This is a genomic window from uncultured Phascolarctobacterium sp. (genome assembly GCF_958349595.1).
Classification (GTDB): domain Bacteria; phylum Bacillota; class Negativicutes; order Acidaminococcales; family Acidaminococcaceae; genus Phascolarctobacterium.
Window position 1 is genome coordinate 148,151 of sequence record NZ_CATWDQ010000005.1, and the last position, 18,125, is coordinate 166,275.

At 45.5% G+C, this 18,125-nt stretch carries 18 protein-coding genes; 2 read left to right on the forward strand and 16 right to left on the reverse strand.

Features of this window, described 5'->3' with window-relative positions; genetic code table 11:
- Positions 1 to 117: 117 nt before the first annotated feature.
- From sepF to Q4G98_RS06220, 15 genes are all read right to left on the reverse strand, one after another.
- A complete protein-coding gene (sepF, locus tag Q4G98_RS06150; RefSeq protein WP_177561677.1) occupies positions 118 to 480 on the reverse strand; it encodes a cell division protein SepF in 363 nt (120 codons plus the stop codon).
- Between the two features lie 106 nt (positions 481 to 586).
- Complete coding sequence (typA, locus tag Q4G98_RS06155) at positions 587 to 2,404, reverse strand: translational GTPase TypA (protein ID WP_177561675.1); 1,818 nt, start codon at positions 2,402 to 2,404, stop codon at positions 587 to 589.
- Between the two features lie 192 nt (positions 2,405 to 2,596).
- Entirely contained in the window at positions 2,597 to 3,874 is a 1,278-nt protein-coding gene (locus tag Q4G98_RS06160; protein ID WP_298565176.1) for a TRAP transporter large permease, read from the reverse strand.
- Positions 3,868 to 4,401, reverse strand: coding sequence for a TRAP transporter small permease subunit (locus Q4G98_RS06165; RefSeq protein ID WP_293547965.1), 534 nt, complete (start codon positions 4,399 to 4,401; stop codon positions 3,868 to 3,870). Before Q4G98_RS06165 ends, Q4G98_RS06160 begins: the two co-directional genes overlap by 7 nt.
- Before the next feature lie 72 nt (positions 4,402 to 4,473).
- A complete protein-coding gene (locus Q4G98_RS06170) occupies positions 4,474 to 5,499 on the reverse strand; it encodes a DctP family TRAP transporter solute-binding subunit (RefSeq protein WP_298565182.1) in 1,026 nt (341 codons plus the stop codon).
- A 21-nt stretch (positions 5,500 to 5,520) separates the two neighbouring features.
- Complete coding sequence (locus Q4G98_RS06175; protein ID WP_298565184.1) at positions 5,521 to 6,387, reverse strand: oxaloacetate decarboxylase; 867 nt, start codon at positions 6,385 to 6,387, stop codon at positions 5,521 to 5,523.
- 453 nt (positions 6,388 to 6,840) lie between these two features.
- Entirely contained in the window at positions 6,841 to 7,341 is a 501-nt protein-coding gene (locus tag Q4G98_RS06180) for a C40 family peptidase (protein ID WP_298565187.1), read from the reverse strand.
- Positions 7,342 to 7,374: 33 nt separating this feature from the next.
- Positions 7,375 to 8,982 (reverse strand): MBL fold metallo-hydrolase RNA specificity domain-containing protein, encoded by a 1,608-nt coding sequence (locus Q4G98_RS06185; RefSeq protein WP_293547957.1) that lies wholly within the window; start codon positions 8,980 to 8,982, stop codon positions 7,375 to 7,377.
- A gap of 109 nt (positions 8,983 to 9,091) precedes the next feature.
- A complete protein-coding gene (locus Q4G98_RS06190) occupies positions 9,092 to 10,309 on the reverse strand; it encodes an ATP-dependent DNA helicase RecQ (protein ID WP_298565190.1) in 1,218 nt (405 codons plus the stop codon).
- Positions 10,310 to 10,374: 65 nt separating this feature from the next.
- Positions 10,375 to 11,007, reverse strand: coding sequence for an endonuclease III (nth, locus tag Q4G98_RS06195; protein WP_298565193.1), 633 nt, complete (start codon positions 11,005 to 11,007; stop codon positions 10,375 to 10,377).
- The gene (locus Q4G98_RS06200; RefSeq protein WP_177561659.1) at positions 11,007 to 12,365 is read right to left on the reverse strand and encodes a PFL family protein; all 1,359 of its coding nucleotides are present in this window, start codon (positions 12,363 to 12,365) and stop codon (positions 11,007 to 11,009) included. Before Q4G98_RS06200 ends, nth begins: the two co-directional genes overlap by 1 nt.
- Before the next feature lie 10 nt (positions 12,366 to 12,375).
- Positions 12,376 to 12,645, reverse strand: coding sequence for an ACT domain-containing protein (locus Q4G98_RS06205; RefSeq protein WP_177561657.1), 270 nt, complete (start codon positions 12,643 to 12,645; stop codon positions 12,376 to 12,378).
- A gap of 150 nt (positions 12,646 to 12,795) precedes the next feature.
- Positions 12,796 to 13,311: a 3-isopropylmalate dehydratase small subunit gene (locus tag Q4G98_RS06210; protein ID WP_298564084.1), complete on the reverse strand. Its 516-nt coding sequence runs from the start codon at positions 13,309 to 13,311 to the stop codon at positions 12,796 to 12,798.
- A gap of 5 nt (positions 13,312 to 13,316) precedes the next feature.
- Positions 13,317 to 14,594 carry a 3-isopropylmalate dehydratase large subunit gene (locus Q4G98_RS06215; RefSeq protein WP_298564086.1) on the reverse strand — a complete coding sequence of 426 codons (1,278 nt, stop codon included), beginning with the start codon at positions 14,592 to 14,594 and terminating at the stop codon, positions 13,317 to 13,319.
- Between the two features lie 39 nt (positions 14,595 to 14,633).
- The gene (locus Q4G98_RS06220) at positions 14,634 to 15,548 is read right to left on the reverse strand and encodes an alpha/beta fold hydrolase (protein ID WP_298564088.1); all 915 of its coding nucleotides are present in this window, start codon (positions 15,546 to 15,548) and stop codon (positions 14,634 to 14,636) included.
- A 172-nt stretch (positions 15,549 to 15,720) separates the two neighbouring features.
- Between Q4G98_RS06220 and Q4G98_RS06225 the strand changes: the two genes are divergently transcribed.
- Entirely contained in the window at positions 15,721 to 16,599 is an 879-nt protein-coding gene (locus tag Q4G98_RS06225; RefSeq protein ID WP_298564090.1) for a LysR family transcriptional regulator, read from the forward strand.
- Positions 16,600 to 16,706: 107 nt separating this feature from the next.
- Complete coding sequence (locus tag Q4G98_RS06230; protein ID WP_298564092.1) at positions 16,707 to 17,555, forward strand: Bro-N domain-containing protein; 849 nt, start codon at positions 16,707 to 16,709, stop codon at positions 17,553 to 17,555.
- 52 nt (positions 17,556 to 17,607) lie between these two features.
- On the opposite strand, the gene Q4G98_RS06235 is transcribed toward Q4G98_RS06230, so the two are convergent.
- Positions 17,608 to 18,087 carry an ATP-binding protein gene (locus Q4G98_RS06235; RefSeq protein ID WP_301961892.1) on the reverse strand — a complete coding sequence of 160 codons (480 nt, stop codon included), beginning with the start codon at positions 18,085 to 18,087 and terminating at the stop codon, positions 17,608 to 17,610.
- Between the last annotated feature and the right edge of the window lie 38 nt (positions 18,088 to 18,125).

Genomic DNA, 18,125 nt, shown 5'->3' on the forward strand with positions numbered 1-18,125 from the left:
CTCTACAGCGCTTAAAGCCTGCTCAAATGAGCAGGCTTTTTTATTGCCTTCACCCTAACATCAAAAAAGCTCATTCCCGAGGGAATGAGCTTTTAATATTTTATAGATGAGTTAGTATTATCTGCCTAACCAGGAACGGGCACTTTTTTTAACAGCTTCCTTATCTACTTCTACGTGATTAGGCGCATACATCAGCAAATTTTCGCTGACCTTGGAAACAGTTGCACCGATAATGTAACTTACACCGTTCAGATAATCAAAAATACGGTTTTTCATTGCAGAATCAACAGCGTCAAAAGATACCATCAGTGTTGCACCGCTCATTAAAGAATCAGCATACTCACGTACGTCACTGAATTGACGCGGAGAGCGCACCAAAATATCCATATGACCGCCTTTTACCAAGTACGGACCACTATAAACTTGATCGTCTTCTACATCGCTATGCCAAAGCTTACGTGCAGCATTTTTTAAATCCATCTTTTACGCCTCCAAACGTCCTTGTTGTCAGATATGCCAACTGCCTACTTCTACATAAATTCTTAAAATCCTTCTTTTTTAGAAAAATTTTTATATTTTTGTATTATCATGCTTTATTGCGGGAACGCTGACGTCCGCGTTCAACACGATCAAGGATCTTTTTGCGCATCCGAATGTTTTTCGGAGTAACTTCGACCAGTTCATCATCGTTGATATGTTCCAAAGCCTGCTCTAAAGAGAACGTCTTAGGCGGAATCAGGCGAACGGTATCATCACTGCCGCTGGCCCGCATATTGCTGACGTGTTTTTTCTTACAGGGGTTAACATCCATATCATCTTCACGACTGTTTTCGCCGATAATTTGACCTTCATACACCTGTTCGCCGGGGATAATAAACATCGTCCCACGTTCCTGCGCATTGCCGATACCATAAGACGTCGTTTCGCCATTTTCAAAAGCAACCAGACTGCCTCTGGTACGGCCGGGAATCTCACCTTTATAATCAGCATAACCTGCAAAAACATGGTTCATAACACCATTGCCTTTAGTATCAGTCAGGAACTGATTGCGGAAACCAATGAGCCCGCGGGCAGGAATCATAAATTCCATACGCAGATAACCGGCCATTTCTGTCATATTGGTCAGCTCAGCTTTGCGCAGACCAAGACCTTCCATGACCGCACCCATAAATTCCTGCGGTACATCGATAGTCAAAGCCTCCATAGGCTCCTGCAAAGTACCTGTTTCGTCATGATGCATGATTACTTTAGGTTTGCCTACCTGCAGCTCATAGCCTTCACGGCGCATAGTTTCGATCAGGACCGACAAATGCAGCTCGCCGCGTCCGGAAACAATAAATGCGTCAGGGCTTTCAGTTTCTTCTAAGCGCATCGAAACATTGGTTTTGATTTCTTTAAACAGACGGTCACGCAAATGACGGCTGGTAACATATTCACCCTCACGTCCTGCAAAAGGACTGTTATTAACGGAGAATACCATGGACAAAGTAGGTTCATCAATACTGATACCCTGCAATTTCTCCGGGTTTTCAGCATCAGCAATGGTATCACCGATATTGGCATCAGCAAGACCGATCAGGGCTACGATATCACCGGCGCCAACTTCCTGAGTCTCAACGCGTTTCAGCCCTTCATAAGTATAAAGACGGCCGATTTTCGCTTTACGCTCTCCTTCTTCATCCATCAAAGTGATCGTTTCACCGTTATGGATAGTACCGCGAATCACACGTCCGACAACGATACGTCCTACATAATCGTCATAATCCAGTGTATTGACCAGCATTTGCAGCGGAGCCTCTACTTCAACGTCAGGTGCGGGAATATTTTCCAGAATGACTTTAAAGAGCGGTTCTAAATTGTCGCTTTCTTCTTCCATCGTCAATTTAGCAATACCGTTACGGGCAGAAGTCAATACTACCGGAAATTCCAGCTGATCATCATCAGCGCCCAGTTCAATAAACAAGTCTAAAACTTCATCGATAACTTCCTCAACACGTTGGTCAGGACGATCGATCTTATTGATAACTACAATCGGCTTCAAATGCTGTTCTAATGCTTTACGCAAAACATATTTAGTCTGCGGCATTGGGCCTTCATAAGCATCTACCAATAACAATACGCCGTCGACCATAGTGAGTACGCGCTCAACTTCGCCGCCGAAGTCGGCATGGCCCGGGGTATCAAGAATATTGATTTTAGTCCCTTGATGCATAACTGCTGTATTTTTCGCCAAAATAGTGATACCACGTTCGCGTTCCAAAGCGTTGGAGTCCATTACACGTTCTTCAACATGCTCGTTAGCACGAAAAATATTGCTTTGCTTCAGCATTGCATCCACAAGCGTGGTCTTGCCATGGTCAACGTGGGCAATAATGGCAATATTGCGTAAATCATTTCTTAACATAAATCCTATCTTCCTCTCTTTTGAGCAGACGGCCTGCCGCCTGTAAATCCAAACCGAGCTATGCCATATACAACAAAAGCCTGCGGTCAAATAAAGCCACTCTAAAATTAATGAAGGATGCTTGTCAAGAAGCATCCTTCACTATGACTAATTAATTATATTCTTTTTAACTTACTCTGTCAACAAAAAACACTATTTTACTATACCTGGAAGCCATGTAGCGATCTCCGGGAAGATACATAACAGTAAAATTTCCAGTGCCATAATTATGCCAAAAGGAATTACGCCCTGTATGATCTGCGTCATTTTACTGTCAGGGCTGATCCCCTGTAAAACAAACAGATTCATTCCCACTGGTGGTGTAATCAGCGCCAACTCCAAATTGATCAGCATTACAACATTGAACCAGATCGGGTCGAACCCCAATTTCAGAATAATCGGATACAGGATCGGCAAAGTAATGAAGATAATCGAGATAGATTCCAAAATACAACCCAAAACCAAAAGCAGAATATTGATCGCTATAAAAATGATCCAACGGCTGGTTTCCATCTCGGCCACTAAACTTGTCAGGGCCTGAGGCACCTGCAGGATAGTCAGAACAAACCCGAACAGAGTTGCACCGATCATGATCGCGAAAATCATCGAAGTAGTTTTGACCGTATCCAGCAAAATTTCAGGCATATCTTTAAACCCCAGCGTACGGTAAATAACAAAAGTGATAAACAAACTGTAAACCGTACCTATAGCCGCAGCTTCTGTAGGAGTAAATGCGCCTGTATAAATACCGCCGACAACAAGCACCGGCAGCAGCAGTCCCCAAAAAGAACTTTTTAAGGCTTTTAAACGTTCACTCCAGCTCGCCGCTTCCTGCAGCGGCAGCTTACGGGAACGGTAAACTACAACTGCAATAAACAGCAGCGTTAAAATAGCTCCCGGAACAACGCCCGACATAAAGAGCTGTCCTACTGATTCGCCAGTGATCGCACCATACAAAATCATCGGGATCGATGGCGGGATCAGAATACCCAGTGTACCGCCTGCGGCAACAGCACCTAAAACCAGTGTCCGTTCATAACCACGCGCCAGCATTTCCGGAATAGCTATTGCCCCGATAGTAACCGCGCAGGCAACGGACGAACCTGTAATAGCGGCAAAAATAGCACAGGCAAAAACTGTAGCTACACCTAAACCGCCAGGCAAATGACGCAGCCATTTATTACCAAGTTCAAATAAATCATTACCTACTTTTCCTGTTAAAAGGATCTGGCTCATCAAAATATATAGCGGCACAGCTGTTAAAACAAAATCATCCAGAGATTTGTAAGCCAAAATCGGTATCTGGGTCAGAGAGGAACCCCCGCCCATAAAAGCAAACATACCAAAAAGTCCTGCCGTACCTAACGAAAAGGCTACTGGCAGCCCCAGAACCAGCAAACCCAGTAAGAGAATGGTAAAAATTATCAGCATTTATAATTTACCTCCTCACTGAATTCACCGCTGCTGATCTTTTGGATATCAACCAACAGCGTTCGTATGAACTGCAGAAGCAGCAAGCCTATACCTATTGGCAGTGACATCTGTGGAATCCACATCGGAGTACGCAGAGTACTTGGCGAAGTATTGTCCATTTCATATGAAAGCAGCGCCATATCCAGAGATTGTATTACAAATACGACACAGAAGAAAATACCGACAATGGTTGTAAAAAGTTCGATATAACAGCGGGTACGTACTGATAAATGACTTAAAACGATATCGACATGGATATGCTTTCCCGCCGCGTAAGTAACAGACATCCCCAAAAATCCTGCAATCAAAACGCAGTATACAGAAAGTTCGATCGACCATTCTGTCGGAGCGTTGAACAGCCCACGCATCACAACTTCGTAAAAGACCATCAACGCCGGCAGCAATAATAAAATACCGGCAATGATACCTACTACTTTAGTAACAGCGTTCAAAAATTTCTCATAGATCTCGAGCGCTCTTTTCAACTCTTTTTCCTCTCATTCTTTCTAAAAATAAAGACCGCTGCCGCTTATGGCAGCGGTCACTCACTAACTTGTTTATTGTTTGCTGCAGATCTCGATCAATTCTTTGCCCAGGTCGCCGGTATGTTTTACAAACACATCCCAAACCGGTTTAGTAGCGGCCTGCCAGGACGGCAGATCGGCTTCTGGAACAACATATACCTGCATCCCTTTTTCTTTCAGTTTCTCTAAAGCAGCCATATCTTCTGCTTTAGCATTTTTACGCAGCTCGTCACGCACTTCATTCGCAGCTTCAGTTACTATTTTTTGCTGTTCCGGAGTCAGCTTTTGGAAAGACTTTTCATTCATTGCCAAAATAAATTCCGGATACGCATGATTAGTAATAGTCAAATATTTGGTAACCTCAAACATCTTACGGTCATACATGGCTGTAGTGCCGGAAGTTTGTCCATCGACAACACCGCGCTGAATCGCCATATAAACTTCACCGGACCCCATCGTTACAGGAGAAGCACCCAATGCTTTTATTGTTTCGGAAGGCAATTCACCATAACCGCGCAGTTTCAGACCCGCAAAATCTTCCGGTTTAGTGATTTCTTTTTTGCTGTTAGCAAACTGAACAAAACCGTAATCGGCCCAGATCACCGGACGCACGCCTTTCTTTTTCAATTCGGCAGATAATTTATCACCCAAACCGCCATCAATAGCATGATCTACTTTTTCATAGCTGGGAAATAAGAACGGCACATCAAAAACTTCCATAGCAGGAATAACAGTTGACCACATCGCCGTAGAATTGAGTCCCATATCAATACCGCCGGACATGATAGCGTCATTCATGCTTTTATCGTTGAACAGCTGACCCGAAGGATAGATATTCAGGGTGATAGTGCCTTTGGATTTTTCTGCAAGCTTTTTGTTGAAAGCTTCCATTCCCTGAGCTAAAGGATGTGCCGTCGGCAGATTGTGCGCCAGTTTCAGAGTGACCTTTTCTCCGCCGGCAGCCTTTTTCTCACCACTGCCGCCGCAGCCTGCGGTCACCACCAAAGCCATAATCATAGCTGCAGCTAATGTAGTTTTAATCATTCTGGACATTTTCATGATCTTCACCTCATCAAATTTTTATTTATAGCGTTTTTCCAGTTCCATATAGCTTTCAAGACCAATAAACCGATTAAAATCACTAAAATGCATCATTTTATCTTCATAACCTTTAGTAGTCCCTGTTTCATGCAGCACCGTCATCGCCTCTTTAAAAGCCTGTGTAATCACATATAAAGCACTGCAGGGCCAAAAGACTATTTTAAAGCCGATATTTTCCAGATCCTTCGCTGTCAAATTCGGCGTTCTGCCGCCTTCGATCATATTGGCAATCAGCACTGTATCGGGAAAGGCCCTGGCGATAGTTTCCAATTCTCCGATATTCTGAGGCGCTTCAATGAACAAAGCTTCCGCGCCGTTAGCCAAATACAGCTTGCCGCGTTCGATAGCATCATCAAGTCCGTTAACAGCTCTGGCATCAGTCCTGGCAATCAGCAAAAAATCGCTGTCAGTTCTTGCATCTGCCGCTGCCCGCAGCTTTCTGGCATGTTCTGCAGCCTCGATCACCTGCTTACCGGCCATATGCCCACAACGCTTGGGCCAGACCTGATCTTCAAAAAGTACCGCCGCTGCTCCGGCACGTTCATATTCCTGCATAGTACGGCGTACGCTTAAAGCGTTACCATAACCAGTATCGCCATCAGCAAATACCGGCAGTTCAGTTGCATCCACAATGCCTTTTAAAGCCTGCGTCATTTCCGTCATCGACAGATAGCCAACATCCGGCTGTCCCAATCTGGAAGCAGCAATACTGTAACCTCCCATAACCAGGGCTTCAACCCCTACTTCAGCCGCAATCTTAGCCGTCAGGGCATCATATACGCCCGGCAAAACAAGAATATCCGGCTTTTGCAGCAACTCCTGCAGACGTTTGCGCTGCTTGTTCATTTTCTTCCCCTCCCTTAATCTCAACAAGACCAACAAAAAGCCCCTACCGGCATAGCCGATAGGGGCGTTAGTACGCGGTACCACCCTAAATTATACTCTGAGGCCTTAACGCAGCCCTGCGCTTTTTCCTACATAACTACCTCAGAAAAAGAGTTCCTGGGTGAGAGGACTGATTTTTATGCTTACCGGCTCGCATCTACCGCCGGCTTTCTGAAAGCCTTCCACTGTCCATTCCCAGTCATAACCTGTAATCTAATAATTTGTTGAAATATTGAGATAAGTATAACAATCCCTTAACAACCTGTCAATATATTTTTAAAAATATTTTGTCATCTCGTTTTTTCTCGCACAATCGTATTAATTTTATACTACTTTTAGCCATTCGTTAAAGAAAAAACAGCGGCTGTACTGAATATACGGCCGCTGTCAGAAAAACTTCAAAATATATGTTTATCAGTTAAGAATCCTTTTCGCTCCATAAAAACGCTCATCCCAATAAGGTCCAAACGCTTCGCCTTCGATTACACCATTTTTAGTGCCGGCATAAATAAATTTACCGTCACCGCTGTAAATACCACAGAAGGTTGCCCCCGGCCCATCAGTACTGTAAAACACCAGATCGCCCGGCAGCAAATCATCCTTGCCGACGCGCTGCCCTACATCATATTGCTCATCAACAGTTCTCGGCAAGGCAATACCGCTTTCACCAAATACATACTGCACATAACCGGAAGCATCAAAGCCTTCTGACGGAGAACTGCCTCCCATTTTAAAAGGTGTCCCCACCAAAAGATAAGCATTTTCAATAATATTACCGCGCAGACTGGAATACTCAGCCGCATATACTACTGCCTCTGGCTGCACAGTTGTCCAAACAGCTCCGGCCGGCAAGGCCAGCGCTATACCCAACGCAGTACAAATCGCCAGACGTTTACATAAACTACCATAATTCATGATTTTTTAAAACTCCTTTACTTGCACAAACTTTTACAGTGATGAAAGCATATCATCCACATATTTTTTGATCTTTTCCATTTTCTTACGAATACCGACAGCTTTATCACCGTCACGCGCCACGATCTGCTCAATTTTAGTACGATACTGCAAATAAGAACTTTCAAACTGCCGCAGATACTCTCTGAGCGCGGCAACTTCAGGAACTGTTGCAACGATATTAGAAGTCGTAACATTCCATTCAGTACCGCTGATCGTTATACTGTCTCCATATTGAGGTATGTAAGCCGCTGTACCCAAACGGCGCTGCAATTCATCAGCAAAATTACTTGCGGCATCAAACTCACCATGCGTAACAAAAAATGCTTTCGGCGGCTGTTTCATCTTGCCGTACCATTCCAGCAGCTGCTCCTTATCCGCATGCGCCGAAAACCCCTTCATATTGTAGATCTTAGCGTTGACTCTGATGTCTTCTCCCATGATCTTGACTTGCCGTGCACCTTCAATCAAGCGGCGTCCCATCGTACCTTCAGCCTGATACCCGGCAATAATGACCGAGCAGTTCCCCTGCCAGAGATTATGCTTCAAGTGATGCAGGATACGTCCTGCATCAGCCATACCGCTGGCCGAAACAATGATCTTGGCTCCCGGCATCTCGTTGATCATCCGTGATTCCTGTGCCGTCGCTGTAAAACGCAGATTAGGTATCGCCAGCAGCCTGTTGCCATGCATTTCATACAAAGCCCGCGCTTCTTCGTCATATTCCTGAGGATTGGTCAGGGTGATAGCCGTAGCTTTGCTGGCCATAGGACTGTCGATAATGATCGGTACCTGTGGGATACGGCCTTCCTGCAGCAGCTTCTGGAAATAATACAGCAGCACCTGAGTCCGCCCGACAGCAAAAGCAGGAATAACCACATTGCCGCCCTTCGCAACAGTATCATTGATAATCTCAGCCAGTTCAGCTTCTTTGTCATAGACCTTATGCACACGGTTGCCATAAGTTGATTCAGTAATAATAAAATCTGCGCCGGAAATATCTTCCGGGTCTTCAATAATTGGCTGATTAGGCTGCCCGATATCTCCGGTAAAGACAAGCTTCGTCGTTTTCCCGTCTTCATTCACAAAAACTTCCACGATCGCCGAACCTAAAATATGACCGGCAACCTTAAATTTAACCTGCACCCCAGGAAGGACCTCAAGCATTTCACCAAATTCGTGCGTCCGAAAATGCTGCAAAGCTTTATAAGCATCATCAACAGTATATAACGGTTCTACCACAGATTTACCCGCACGCAGGCCTTTACGGTTGGCAAACTCCGCATCAGATTCCTGGATATGAGCGCTGTCCGGCAGCAAAATCGTACAAAGCTCCAAAGTAGTCTTAGTACAATGTACAGGACCCTTATACCCATGTTTTATCAGCTTGGGTATCAAGCCGCTGTGATCGATATGAGCATGAGTCAGTACCACTGTATCGATAGAATCAGGTGCAAAAACAAACTCTTTCTCATTAAAAGCAGTAATCATTTTTGAACCCTGGAACATCCCGCAGTCCAGCAGCATTTTTTTATTACCTATTTCAAGTAAATAACAAGAACCCGTGACCATCCTTGTGGCACCTAAAAAGGTGATTTTCATAGCGGTCCCTCCCTGTTTAAATTCTTAATAGATATATTCTGCATTCAAAAATTATTCCCTGCCCCATAATCAATAAATTCACTGCCTTGTCACAAAGCTGCTTTAATTTCTACCGCCGGCAGTTACTGCAATTACCACAGCTTTCGTCTGTTTCCTGGCCAAAATATGACAACAGATATTTACGCAGGCAGCCCTTAGTAAAACAATAACCTTCCATATCGCGCAATTTCTGATAAGCATTGGTCAGCCAGGTCTTCTTTTCTTCTGTGCTGCACTCCCGCTGTTCACAACTATATTCCAGCAGCTGACGCTGCTGCATCACGTCACGCCGCTCAAAAAGCAGCACACATTCAGCAGGCAAACCGTCACGACCGGCCCTACCTGCTTCCTGATAATATCCCTCTACATCAAGCGGCAAGGTATAATGCAGGACAAAGCGCACATCCGGCTTATCTATCCCCATACCAAAAGCATTGGTTGCTACCATAAAACGCAGTTCATTCTGAATAAAAGCATTCTGATTTCGCTGCCGTTCCTCCATCGTTAATCCGGCATGATAACGTCCTGCCGGATAGCCCCAGGCATTAAGGTCATTATATACATCCTCTGTTTGTCTCTGCGTCGCGCAGTAAATGATCCCACAGCCGTTTTGCTCGGGCAGCCAGCCTCGCAGAAAACGCCTTTTGACCATTGGTTTTTCTACCCGGAAAGTAAGGTTGCTTCTGTCAAATCCGGCAACCAGCTCCAAAGGCTTCTCTAAAGCCAGCGTACAGATTATCTCACGTCTTACAGCCGGCGTTGCCGTTGCTGTAAACGCTGCCACCAAAGGCTGTCCTGGCAGACTGTCTAAAAACGGTCTGATAGACAGATAAGCCGGACGAAACGATTCTCCCCAGCGTACTATACAGTGGGCTTCATCCACAACCACCAAAGCTATTTTCAATTCGCTGACAAACGCTTTAAACTGTTCATTTTGCAGTCTTTCCGGTGAAACATACAGCAACTTGCACTTATTGTTCCGTGCGGCATAAACAGCCGCACCATACTCCTGCTTGCTCATCCCGCTGCTCAAATAAGCGGCTTCTATACCCCGTTCTTTTAAACCTCGCACCTGATCCTTCATCAGCGATATCAAGGGTGAAACAACCAGTGTCAGACCCTCCAGCATCAACGCCGGTAATTGATAGCACAAACTCTTGCCTGCACCGGTAGGCATTACTGCTATAACAGAGCCTCCAGCCAAAAGCTGCTCTACCAATTCTGCCTGACCGTTTCTAAATTCACTGTAACCAAAATACTTTTGTAAAAACACTTCTTTGGTCTGCATATTTCCTCCTTAAACACAACAAGCCTGTGTGCCAGTCGCACTACAGGCTTGTCTGCAATTTTATTTTATAAATTCTTTTCTTTATAGGGGCACAATTCCACCAGTACACATTCGCTGCACAAAGGCTTCCTTGCTTTGCAGATCCTGCGGCCATGCCAAATCAGCCAATGGTGGGCATCACTCCACTTGTTTTTAGGAATAGCTTTCTGCAGTTCCTGCTCTACCGCCAGCGGATCATCACCTTTAGCCAGTCCCAAACGGTGTGAAACCCGGAAAACATGGGTATCGACTGCAATCGCCGGCACCTTATAAACAATACTTGCAACTACATTGGCCGTTTTTTTCCCTACTCCAGGCAGCTTCATCAATTCCTCGATCGTATCAGGAATAACGCTGTCATACACTTCTACCAGCATTTTGCAGGTCGCCAGCAGATTCTTGGCCTTCGAACGGAACAAACCGCAGTCACGGATTTCTTCTTCCAGCTGTTCCTGCGAAAGTGCGCCCATTTTTTCAGGCGTATTATATTTCGGAAAAATACGCGCCGTGATCTTATTGACACGTTCATCCGTACATTGCGCCGACATGATAACTGCCACTAACAATTCAAAAGGCGTTGAATAATGCAGCGCTGTTTCCGTCCCCTTATAAGTTTCTTCCAGCAGCGCTAAAATCGCCTCACGTTGTTGCTTACGCATTAGTTAGTCAGACTCCTTACCGGTGCGGGAATACGACCACCGCGTGCAATAAAGGCATCCGCCTTAAATTTGCTCACGGCAATGATGGGAGCATATCCCAGCAAACCTCCAAATTCTACCTTTTCGCCGACAGTTTTCCCTGGAACGGGTATCAAACGTACGGCAGTAGTTTTATTATTGATCATGCCGATCGCTGCTTCATCAGCAATGATCGCCGCAATAGTTTCAGCCGTCACATCACCGGGAATAGCGATCATATCAAGCCCTACGGAACAAACACAGGTCATGGCCTCAAGTTTTTCCAGTGTCAGGCTGCCGCGTTCAACCGCCGCGATCATGCCTGCATCTTCACTGACAGGGATAAAGGCCCCGCTCAAACCGCCTACGTAGCTCGAAGCCATCAAACCGCCTTTTTTAACGGCGTCATTGAGCATGGCTAAAGTTGCAGTCGTACCAGGTCCGCCACAGCTTTCCAAGCCTATTTCTTCCAGGATATGCGCTACGCTGTCGCCAATAGCCGGTGTCGGAGCCAGCGACAGATCGATGATGCCAAACTGCGTATTCAGACGGCGTGCCGCTTCCTGTGCGACCAGCTGACCTACGCGGGTGATCTTGAACGCAGTTTTTTTGATAGTTTCCGCAACTGCGCCGATATCCTGACCACGCACAGCCTCCAGAGCATGTTTGACCACGCCGGGTCCGCTGACGCCTACATTAATGACAGTTTCAGGTTCGGTAACGCCATGAAACGCACCTGCCATAAAAGGATTATCAGGTACCGCGTTACAGAAAACTACCAGCTTGGCGCAGCCGATAGCGTCACGGTCAGCAGTACGTTCTGCCGCCATTTTAATCACACGGCCCATTTCTGCCACAGCGTCCATATTGATGCCGCATTTTGTTGAACCGACGCTGACAGAGGAACAAACGATATCCGTTACTGCCAAAGCTTCTGGTATCGAACAAATAAGATTTTTATCGCCTTTGGTATAGCCTTTATCCACCAAAGCTGAAAAACCGCCGATAAAATTGACGCCGACTGCTTTGCCGGCTTCGTCCAGCGCCTTTGCCAGCGGAACATAATCATTGCTGTCGCAGCTCTCGCCAACCATTGAGATTGGCGTTACGGAAATACGTTTATTGATGATCGGCACGCCAAGCTCCATTTCCAGCTCTTCGCCGACCTGAACGAGCTTTTCGGCCTTTTTGGTGATCTTATCATATACCTTCTGCGCGGTTACTTTTATATCAGGATGACCACAGTCACGCAGACTGATCCCCATAGTGATCGTACGCACGTCCAGGTTATTCTGCGTTATCATCCGGTTGGTTTCTAAGATATCTTTGATATTGAACATAAACAGCCTCCTAGATACGGTGCATCGCCGTAAAGATTTCTTCGCTTTGAACTCTGATCTCAACGCCGATCTCTTCACCTAAAGCCGTAAAAATATTCTTCAGATCCTGTAATTTAACAGCAGCACCCGTCATATCAGCAATCAAGACCATGTTAAAGAAGCCCTCCATGATATTTTGATTGATATTGAGGATATTTACGCCATGCTCAGCGAGAATATTACTTACTTTAGCAATAATACCGACCTTGTCCTTACCAACGATGGTTAATACGATACGCATACTGTTGTCATCCTTTCCCATAAAACAAATAATAACTACCATGTCTAACACGGTAGTTATTATTGTATCATATTTTCAGCAAAGTTGTGTGTATACATTGCAAATTATAATTATAAAAAATCATCACATTGTAATTTTACAGAGCTGCTGTCAGCTCTTACTATTTTTAGCTTCCTGCATCGCCCTGATCATCGGTTTGATGCCGCCGCTCTGCAGGATATTCATGATATAAGGCGACATCGGCACAGCTGCTGCAGTTGCTCCCGTAGTTATATTTTTGATCACCCCGGCTTCGATGTCTACTTCCACTTCATCTCCCTCAGCAACAATTTTCGTGATCTCGCTGCAGGTAATGACAGGCACGCCTAAATTAATGGCATTACGGAAAAATATCCTGCCAAAAGATTCCGCCAGTACGGCACCGGCACCGACTGCTTTCAAGGTTATTGCCGCATGCTCGCGCGATGAACCGCAGCCAAAATTAGTACCGGCCACAATGATATCTCCCGGCTTGAACTTTTTCACAAAAGCCTCGTCCGCACCATACATCGCATATTTTTTTATATCTTCCACATCCGTATATTCTACAAAACGTCCCGGATAGATCTGATCTGTATCAACGTTTTTACCAAAAACAAACGTTTTCCCTCTGACTGTCGTTTTCATTGCTGTCACCTTCCATTCCCGCAGTCGCCGTCCTTTAGATATGCCGCCGGCTCCGTAATTTTTCCCTCTAATGCCGAAGCTGCCACAGCAGCCGGCGAAGCTAAAAATATCCTGCCGTCTACATGCCCCATCCGTCCGGGGAAATTACGGTTAGTAGAACTTATGCAAACCTCTCCTCCAGCCAGCATCCCCTGATGCACGCCCAGACAGGCAGCGCAGCCGGGAGCCGTTATCGTAGCCCCGGCCTGCATCAGTTCTTTTATGTAGCCAAGCGCCATCGCGTTCTCCATCACCTTTTTGGAAGCAGGCACAACAATCATTCTCGTTGTCTTAGGAATTCGCCGCCCCTTCAAGATCTGCGCTGCCACAGCCAGATCCTGCAGACGCCCGCCTGTACATGAACCCAAATAGGCTTCGTCAACAGGCGTACCTGCATATTCTGCCAGTTCAAAAACATTATCGACACTGGACGGCGCCGCTACCTGCGCTTTGATCTTGCTTACGTCATAAGTAAGCTCTGCCGCATACTTAAAATCAGCATCTGTTTCATAAATTTTATAGGGCCTTGTCACATTACTTTGAAGATACGCCATCGTTACCGCATCAGGCTGAATATAGCTTGTCTTACAGCCCATCTCCGTTGACATATTGCACATACACATTCTCTCCGAAACACTCAATTCATGTACGACGGGCCCGGCAAATTCTACAGCTTTATAAACGCCGTAATCAGCCCCCAGATCGCCGATGATATGTAAAATGATATCCTTGGCAAAAACACCCGGCTGCAGCTTGCCCACCAGATTGATCTTAAATATCTCCGGCACCATAAACCACAGCTTACCCGTGATCATGATCGTTGCCAGATCGGTAGCGCCCACACCAGTCCCAAAAGCGCCAAAGGCCCCGTGAGTCGTCGTATGCGAATCAGTGACCACTACGATCTCGCCCGGATGGACCAGACCTTTATCGGCCAATACCTGATGACATACGCCCTGATCTATATCCATCAATTTTTCGATGCCCTGCTCAAAACAGAATTTTCGGAACTGCTTATGGTTCTCGGCCTGCGTTATCGTCGCACAAGGAGCATAATGATCAAAAAACATCACTATCTTATCTGCATCAAAAACCTTCTCGCCGCCCATTTCGTAAAACGACCTCACCGTCTGCAAGTATAAATCATTGATCCCGGCAATATCCACATCACAGTTAACGATCTCGCCCGTTACGACCTTGCTTTTGCCGGCTTTTTCCGCCAATAACTTTTCAATAGCATGCATAAGCCACACTTCTTTCTTTTTATTGTCTCTACAAATAATTCAACCTGGATATTTAGCTAAAAATTTCAGCAGCGCTTCCAAAACTACCTCAGGCTGCTCTTCCGGCACAAAATGTCCGCACTCTGCCACAGCCAGTCCATCAACATTAGCAGCTCTTTCCTGCCAGCCGCTCATAACGTCCCACAGCTTACCGACAACGCCATCCTTGCCCCATAAAGCCAGGATCGGTACCTGAATAATCCGTTCCCTGTCCGCTTTATCCAGCTCCATATCTATAGTAGCACTGGCGCGGTAATCTTCGCAAATACCATGGAAGGTCATCGGATCACGCAGACAGCGTACATATTCGTCTAAAATCTCCTGCGGGAAACGGATTTTAGCCGCAGGACCGATCTTTAAATTCAGATTATAATTAACAAAACACTCAGGATCTGACGCCAGTACCCTTTCCGGGAAACCCTTCCCCTGAATATAAAAGAACCAGTGCCAGTATTTAGTTGCAAACTCCTGACTGGTATCACGGTACATATCATAAGTTGGTAAAATATCCATCATCGTGCAAGACAGCAGCCGTTCCGGATGATCCATTACCATACGGTGCAGCACTCTTGCTCCGCGGTCATGACCAACGCCGTGAAATTTTTCAAACCCCAGTTTACTCATAACCGCAAACTGATCGTCACCCATCGCCCGCTTGGAATAATTGGCATGGTCCGGTGCTCCTTCAGGCTTGCTGCTGTCACCATAACCCCGCAGATCGGTAAGAACGACCGTATATCGCCCAACGAGGCCAGGCGTCAAAAAACGCCAGATCAAATGTGTCTCCGGATGCCCATGCAGCAGCAAAACAGCTTCACTGCCGCTGCCGCCGACTAAAGTATTGATCTTAATACCGTCACCCACATCAATAAACTGCTGTTTAAACTCAGGAAAATACTTTTGGTCAATAGTCATCTGAGCCACCTCCGTAAATTTTCACATCCGCTTTAATATTCTATTTCTCTGCTTTTATTATCTGCTGCGGCAGCAGTAAAGTAAAATACATATTTCCAATATTAATATAGTTTTTAACTATCAAATAATGCTATAATAAAAGCAGGTTATCAGCAAAATCAGGAGGTTAACTATGACACTTACACAGATGCGCTACTTTTATGAAGTCTGCAAATGGAGCAGCATTACTAAAGCTGCCGCCAGCCTGCATATTTCACAGCCAACTGTCTCTATCGCCATGGCCGATCTGGAAAAAGAAAGCGGCCTGAATCTTTTTCGGCGCGAAGGTAAAAAACTTTCGCTTACCGAAGACGGCAGCCTGCTGTTAAGTAAAATAACTCCTATTTTAGCCAATCTGCAGCAGCTTGACCGCGATATCAAAGATATGGCTCAGAATAAAAACCTCATTCGTCTCGCAGTCCCTCTGCAAATAGGTGTACAGCTGCTGCCGACCCTTTTTCGCGATTTCAGAAAGCTGTATCCTGAAATCGAACTGGAAATAGTGGAAGCTGGCGGTATAGATTCACTGCGCATGATCGAAAACGAAGAACTTGACTTGGCCGTCACCAATTACGACGACAGTTTTTCACCCAATCTGCACTACCGCAAGCTTTTTAAAAGCGAAGCCTGCTTCTGCACTTATCCTGCCCATCCGCTGGCGCAGAAAAAATATGTGGATACCAAAGATATTGCCAACGAACCTCTGGTCCTGCTTAACGGCGGCTTTTTCGTCAACCGTATCATCTATCAAAATTTTCAACAGGCTTTGATCGCCCCAAAGGTGATTTTACATTCATCACAGCTGCATACAGTCAAAAACCTGATCATCAATCAGGTCGCCTCCTCTTTTTTGATGCGCCAGTCCATTACCGCTGCAGACGCCATAGTTCCCATTTCGCTTAAAAAGCCGCTTTTCATCAACTCCGGCATCGTCACCAAGCGTGGCCGGCAAATTTACGGCGACGAGCAAAAACTCATCGATTTTATCTGCGACAACAAGCCGTTGGGCTAAAAAATACAGTGATATTTATTCTATATTTTTATATGTTTCGATAAATATTGGTGATATAATATTTATTAAAATATGACAAAACCAACCATTTCAAGGAGTAAACAACTATGAGCAACATAAAATTATTTCAGTCAAAACAGATCCGCTCTGTATGGAACGAAGAAGAACAGCAATGGTATTTTTCTGTTGTTGATGTTGTCGGCGCTTTAACGGACAGCGTTGACCCAAAGCAATATATAAAAAAAATGCGTACACGCGATCAGCAATTAAATTCCAACTGGGGTACAATTTGTACCCCAGTTAAATTGCTTGCTCCTGATGGTAAAATGCGTAACTCTCAAGCCGCAACTACAAAAGGCATATTACGTATTATTCAATCCATTCCCTCTCCTAAAGCAGAACCATTCAAATTATGGCTTGCCCAAGTCGGCAGCGATAGAATTTCCGAAATAGAAAATCCGGAGTTGGCGCAAAAGCGAATCCGTGATACTTATCGAGCCAAGGGATACAGCGATGAATGGATAGAACAACGTATTCGCGGAATAGCGATTCGGGATACACTGACTGATAAATGGCAGAAGCGCGGCATCAAAGAAGGCAAAGAATATGCAATTCTTACTGCAGAAATCAGTAAAGCAACCTTTGGACTCACACCGACAGAATATAAAAAGTTAAAGTCGCTTGATAGACCCACAGAAAATTTACGTGACCATATGACAGACCTGGAACTTCTTTTCTCTGCACTCGGCGAAGCTTCTACAACAGAGATAGCGAAAACACATGACACTTACGGCATCAATGAAAATACAGCTGCAGCTAAAGCTGGCGGCAAAATTGCCGGAGACGCCCGCAAAGCTTTAGAAAAAAAGACTGGTCGTTCTGTTATCTCAAAAACAAATTACAAAGAACTGCCGGAAAAAGACCTGCGCAAGCAGCTAAAAGAAAAAAACAAATAAAATCACACCCTCCTACACAAAAATACTCCAGCTGTATCAGCTGGAGTATTTTTTATGAATTTACGCTTGTGCGCAGCTGTACCGCCTCAGCAAGATGAGCAGCGGTAATGATCTCACTACCGTCAAGATCGGCGATCGTACGCGCCACTTTAATGATCCTGTCGTGACTGCGGGCGCTGAGCCCCAAAGCAATAAAAAACTTCGCCAGCAGCTTTTCGGCCGCCGCTTCCATCTGGCAGTGCTTATTCAGCTCACGCCGCCCCATCTGCGCATTACAGTACAGCCCCGTTCCCTGCAGGCGCTGCAGTTGACGCTGACGTGCTTTGATGACCCTGTCACGGATCACTGCCGAGCTTTCACCAGCTTCCTTACTTTGCAGATCGCCATATTCCAGCCGCGGCACATATACCTGCAAATCGATCCTGTCCAACAGCGGCCCTGACAATTTACGGTGATAACGCTCGATCTCAAACTGCTTACACGAGCATTCCCGCTTTTTATCACCGAGATAACCGCAGGGACAACCGTGCAATTAACTACTGTGGCAAAAAAAATACAATTGGAACCCGC

Coding starts and splice junctions, on each gene's coding strand:
- Q4G98_RS06230 (WP_298564092.1), top strand. CDS start 16,707: ATGAGCAACATAAAATTATTTCAGTCAAAACAGATCCGCTCTGTATGG.
- Q4G98_RS06210 (WP_298564084.1), bottom strand. CDS start 13,311: ATGAAAACGACAGTCAGAGGGAAAACGTTTGTTTTTGGTAAAAACGTT.
- Q4G98_RS06225 (WP_298564090.1), top strand. CDS start 15,721: ATGACACTTACACAGATGCGCTACTTTTATGAAGTCTGCAAATGGAGC.
- Q4G98_RS06170 (WP_298565182.1), bottom strand. CDS start 5,499: ATGAAAATGTCCAGAATGATTAAAACTACATTAGCTGCAGCTATGATT.
- Q4G98_RS06190 (WP_298565190.1), bottom strand. CDS start 10,309: ATGCAGACCAAAGAAGTGTTTTTACAAAAGTATTTTGGTTACAGTGAA.
- Q4G98_RS06205 (WP_177561657.1), bottom strand. CDS start 12,645: ATGCGTATCGTATTAACCATCGTTGGTAAGGACAAGGTCGGTATTATT.
- typA (WP_177561675.1), bottom strand. CDS start 2,404: ATGTTAAGAAATGATTTACGCAATATTGCCATTATTGCCCACGTTGAC.
- Q4G98_RS06180 (WP_298565187.1), bottom strand. CDS start 7,341: ATGAATTATGGTAGTTTATGTAAACGTCTGGCGATTTGTACTGCGTTG.
- Q4G98_RS06220 (WP_298564088.1), bottom strand. CDS start 15,548: ATGACTATTGACCAAAAGTATTTTCCTGAGTTTAAACAGCAGTTTATT.
- Q4G98_RS06160 (WP_298565176.1), bottom strand. CDS start 3,874: ATGCTGATAATTTTTACCATTCTCTTACTGGGTTTGCTGGTTCTGGGG.
- Q4G98_RS06215 (WP_298564086.1), bottom strand. CDS start 14,594: ATGCATGCTATTGAAAAGTTATTGGCGGAAAAAGCCGGCAAAAGCAAG.
- Q4G98_RS06200 (WP_177561659.1), bottom strand. CDS start 12,365: ATGTTCAATATCAAAGATATCTTAGAAACCAACCGGATGATAACGCAG.
- Q4G98_RS06185 (WP_293547957.1), bottom strand. CDS start 8,982: ATGAAAATCACCTTTTTAGGTGCCACAAGGATGGTCACGGGTTCTTGT.
- nth (WP_298565193.1), bottom strand. CDS start 11,007: ATGCGTAAGCAACAACGTGAGGCGATTTTAGCGCTGCTGGAAGAAACT.
- Q4G98_RS06175 (WP_298565184.1), bottom strand. CDS start 6,387: ATGAACAAGCAGCGCAAACGTCTGCAGGAGTTGCTGCAAAAGCCGGAT.
- sepF (WP_177561677.1), bottom strand. CDS start 480: ATGGATTTAAAAAATGCTGCACGTAAGCTTTGGCATAGCGATGTAGAA.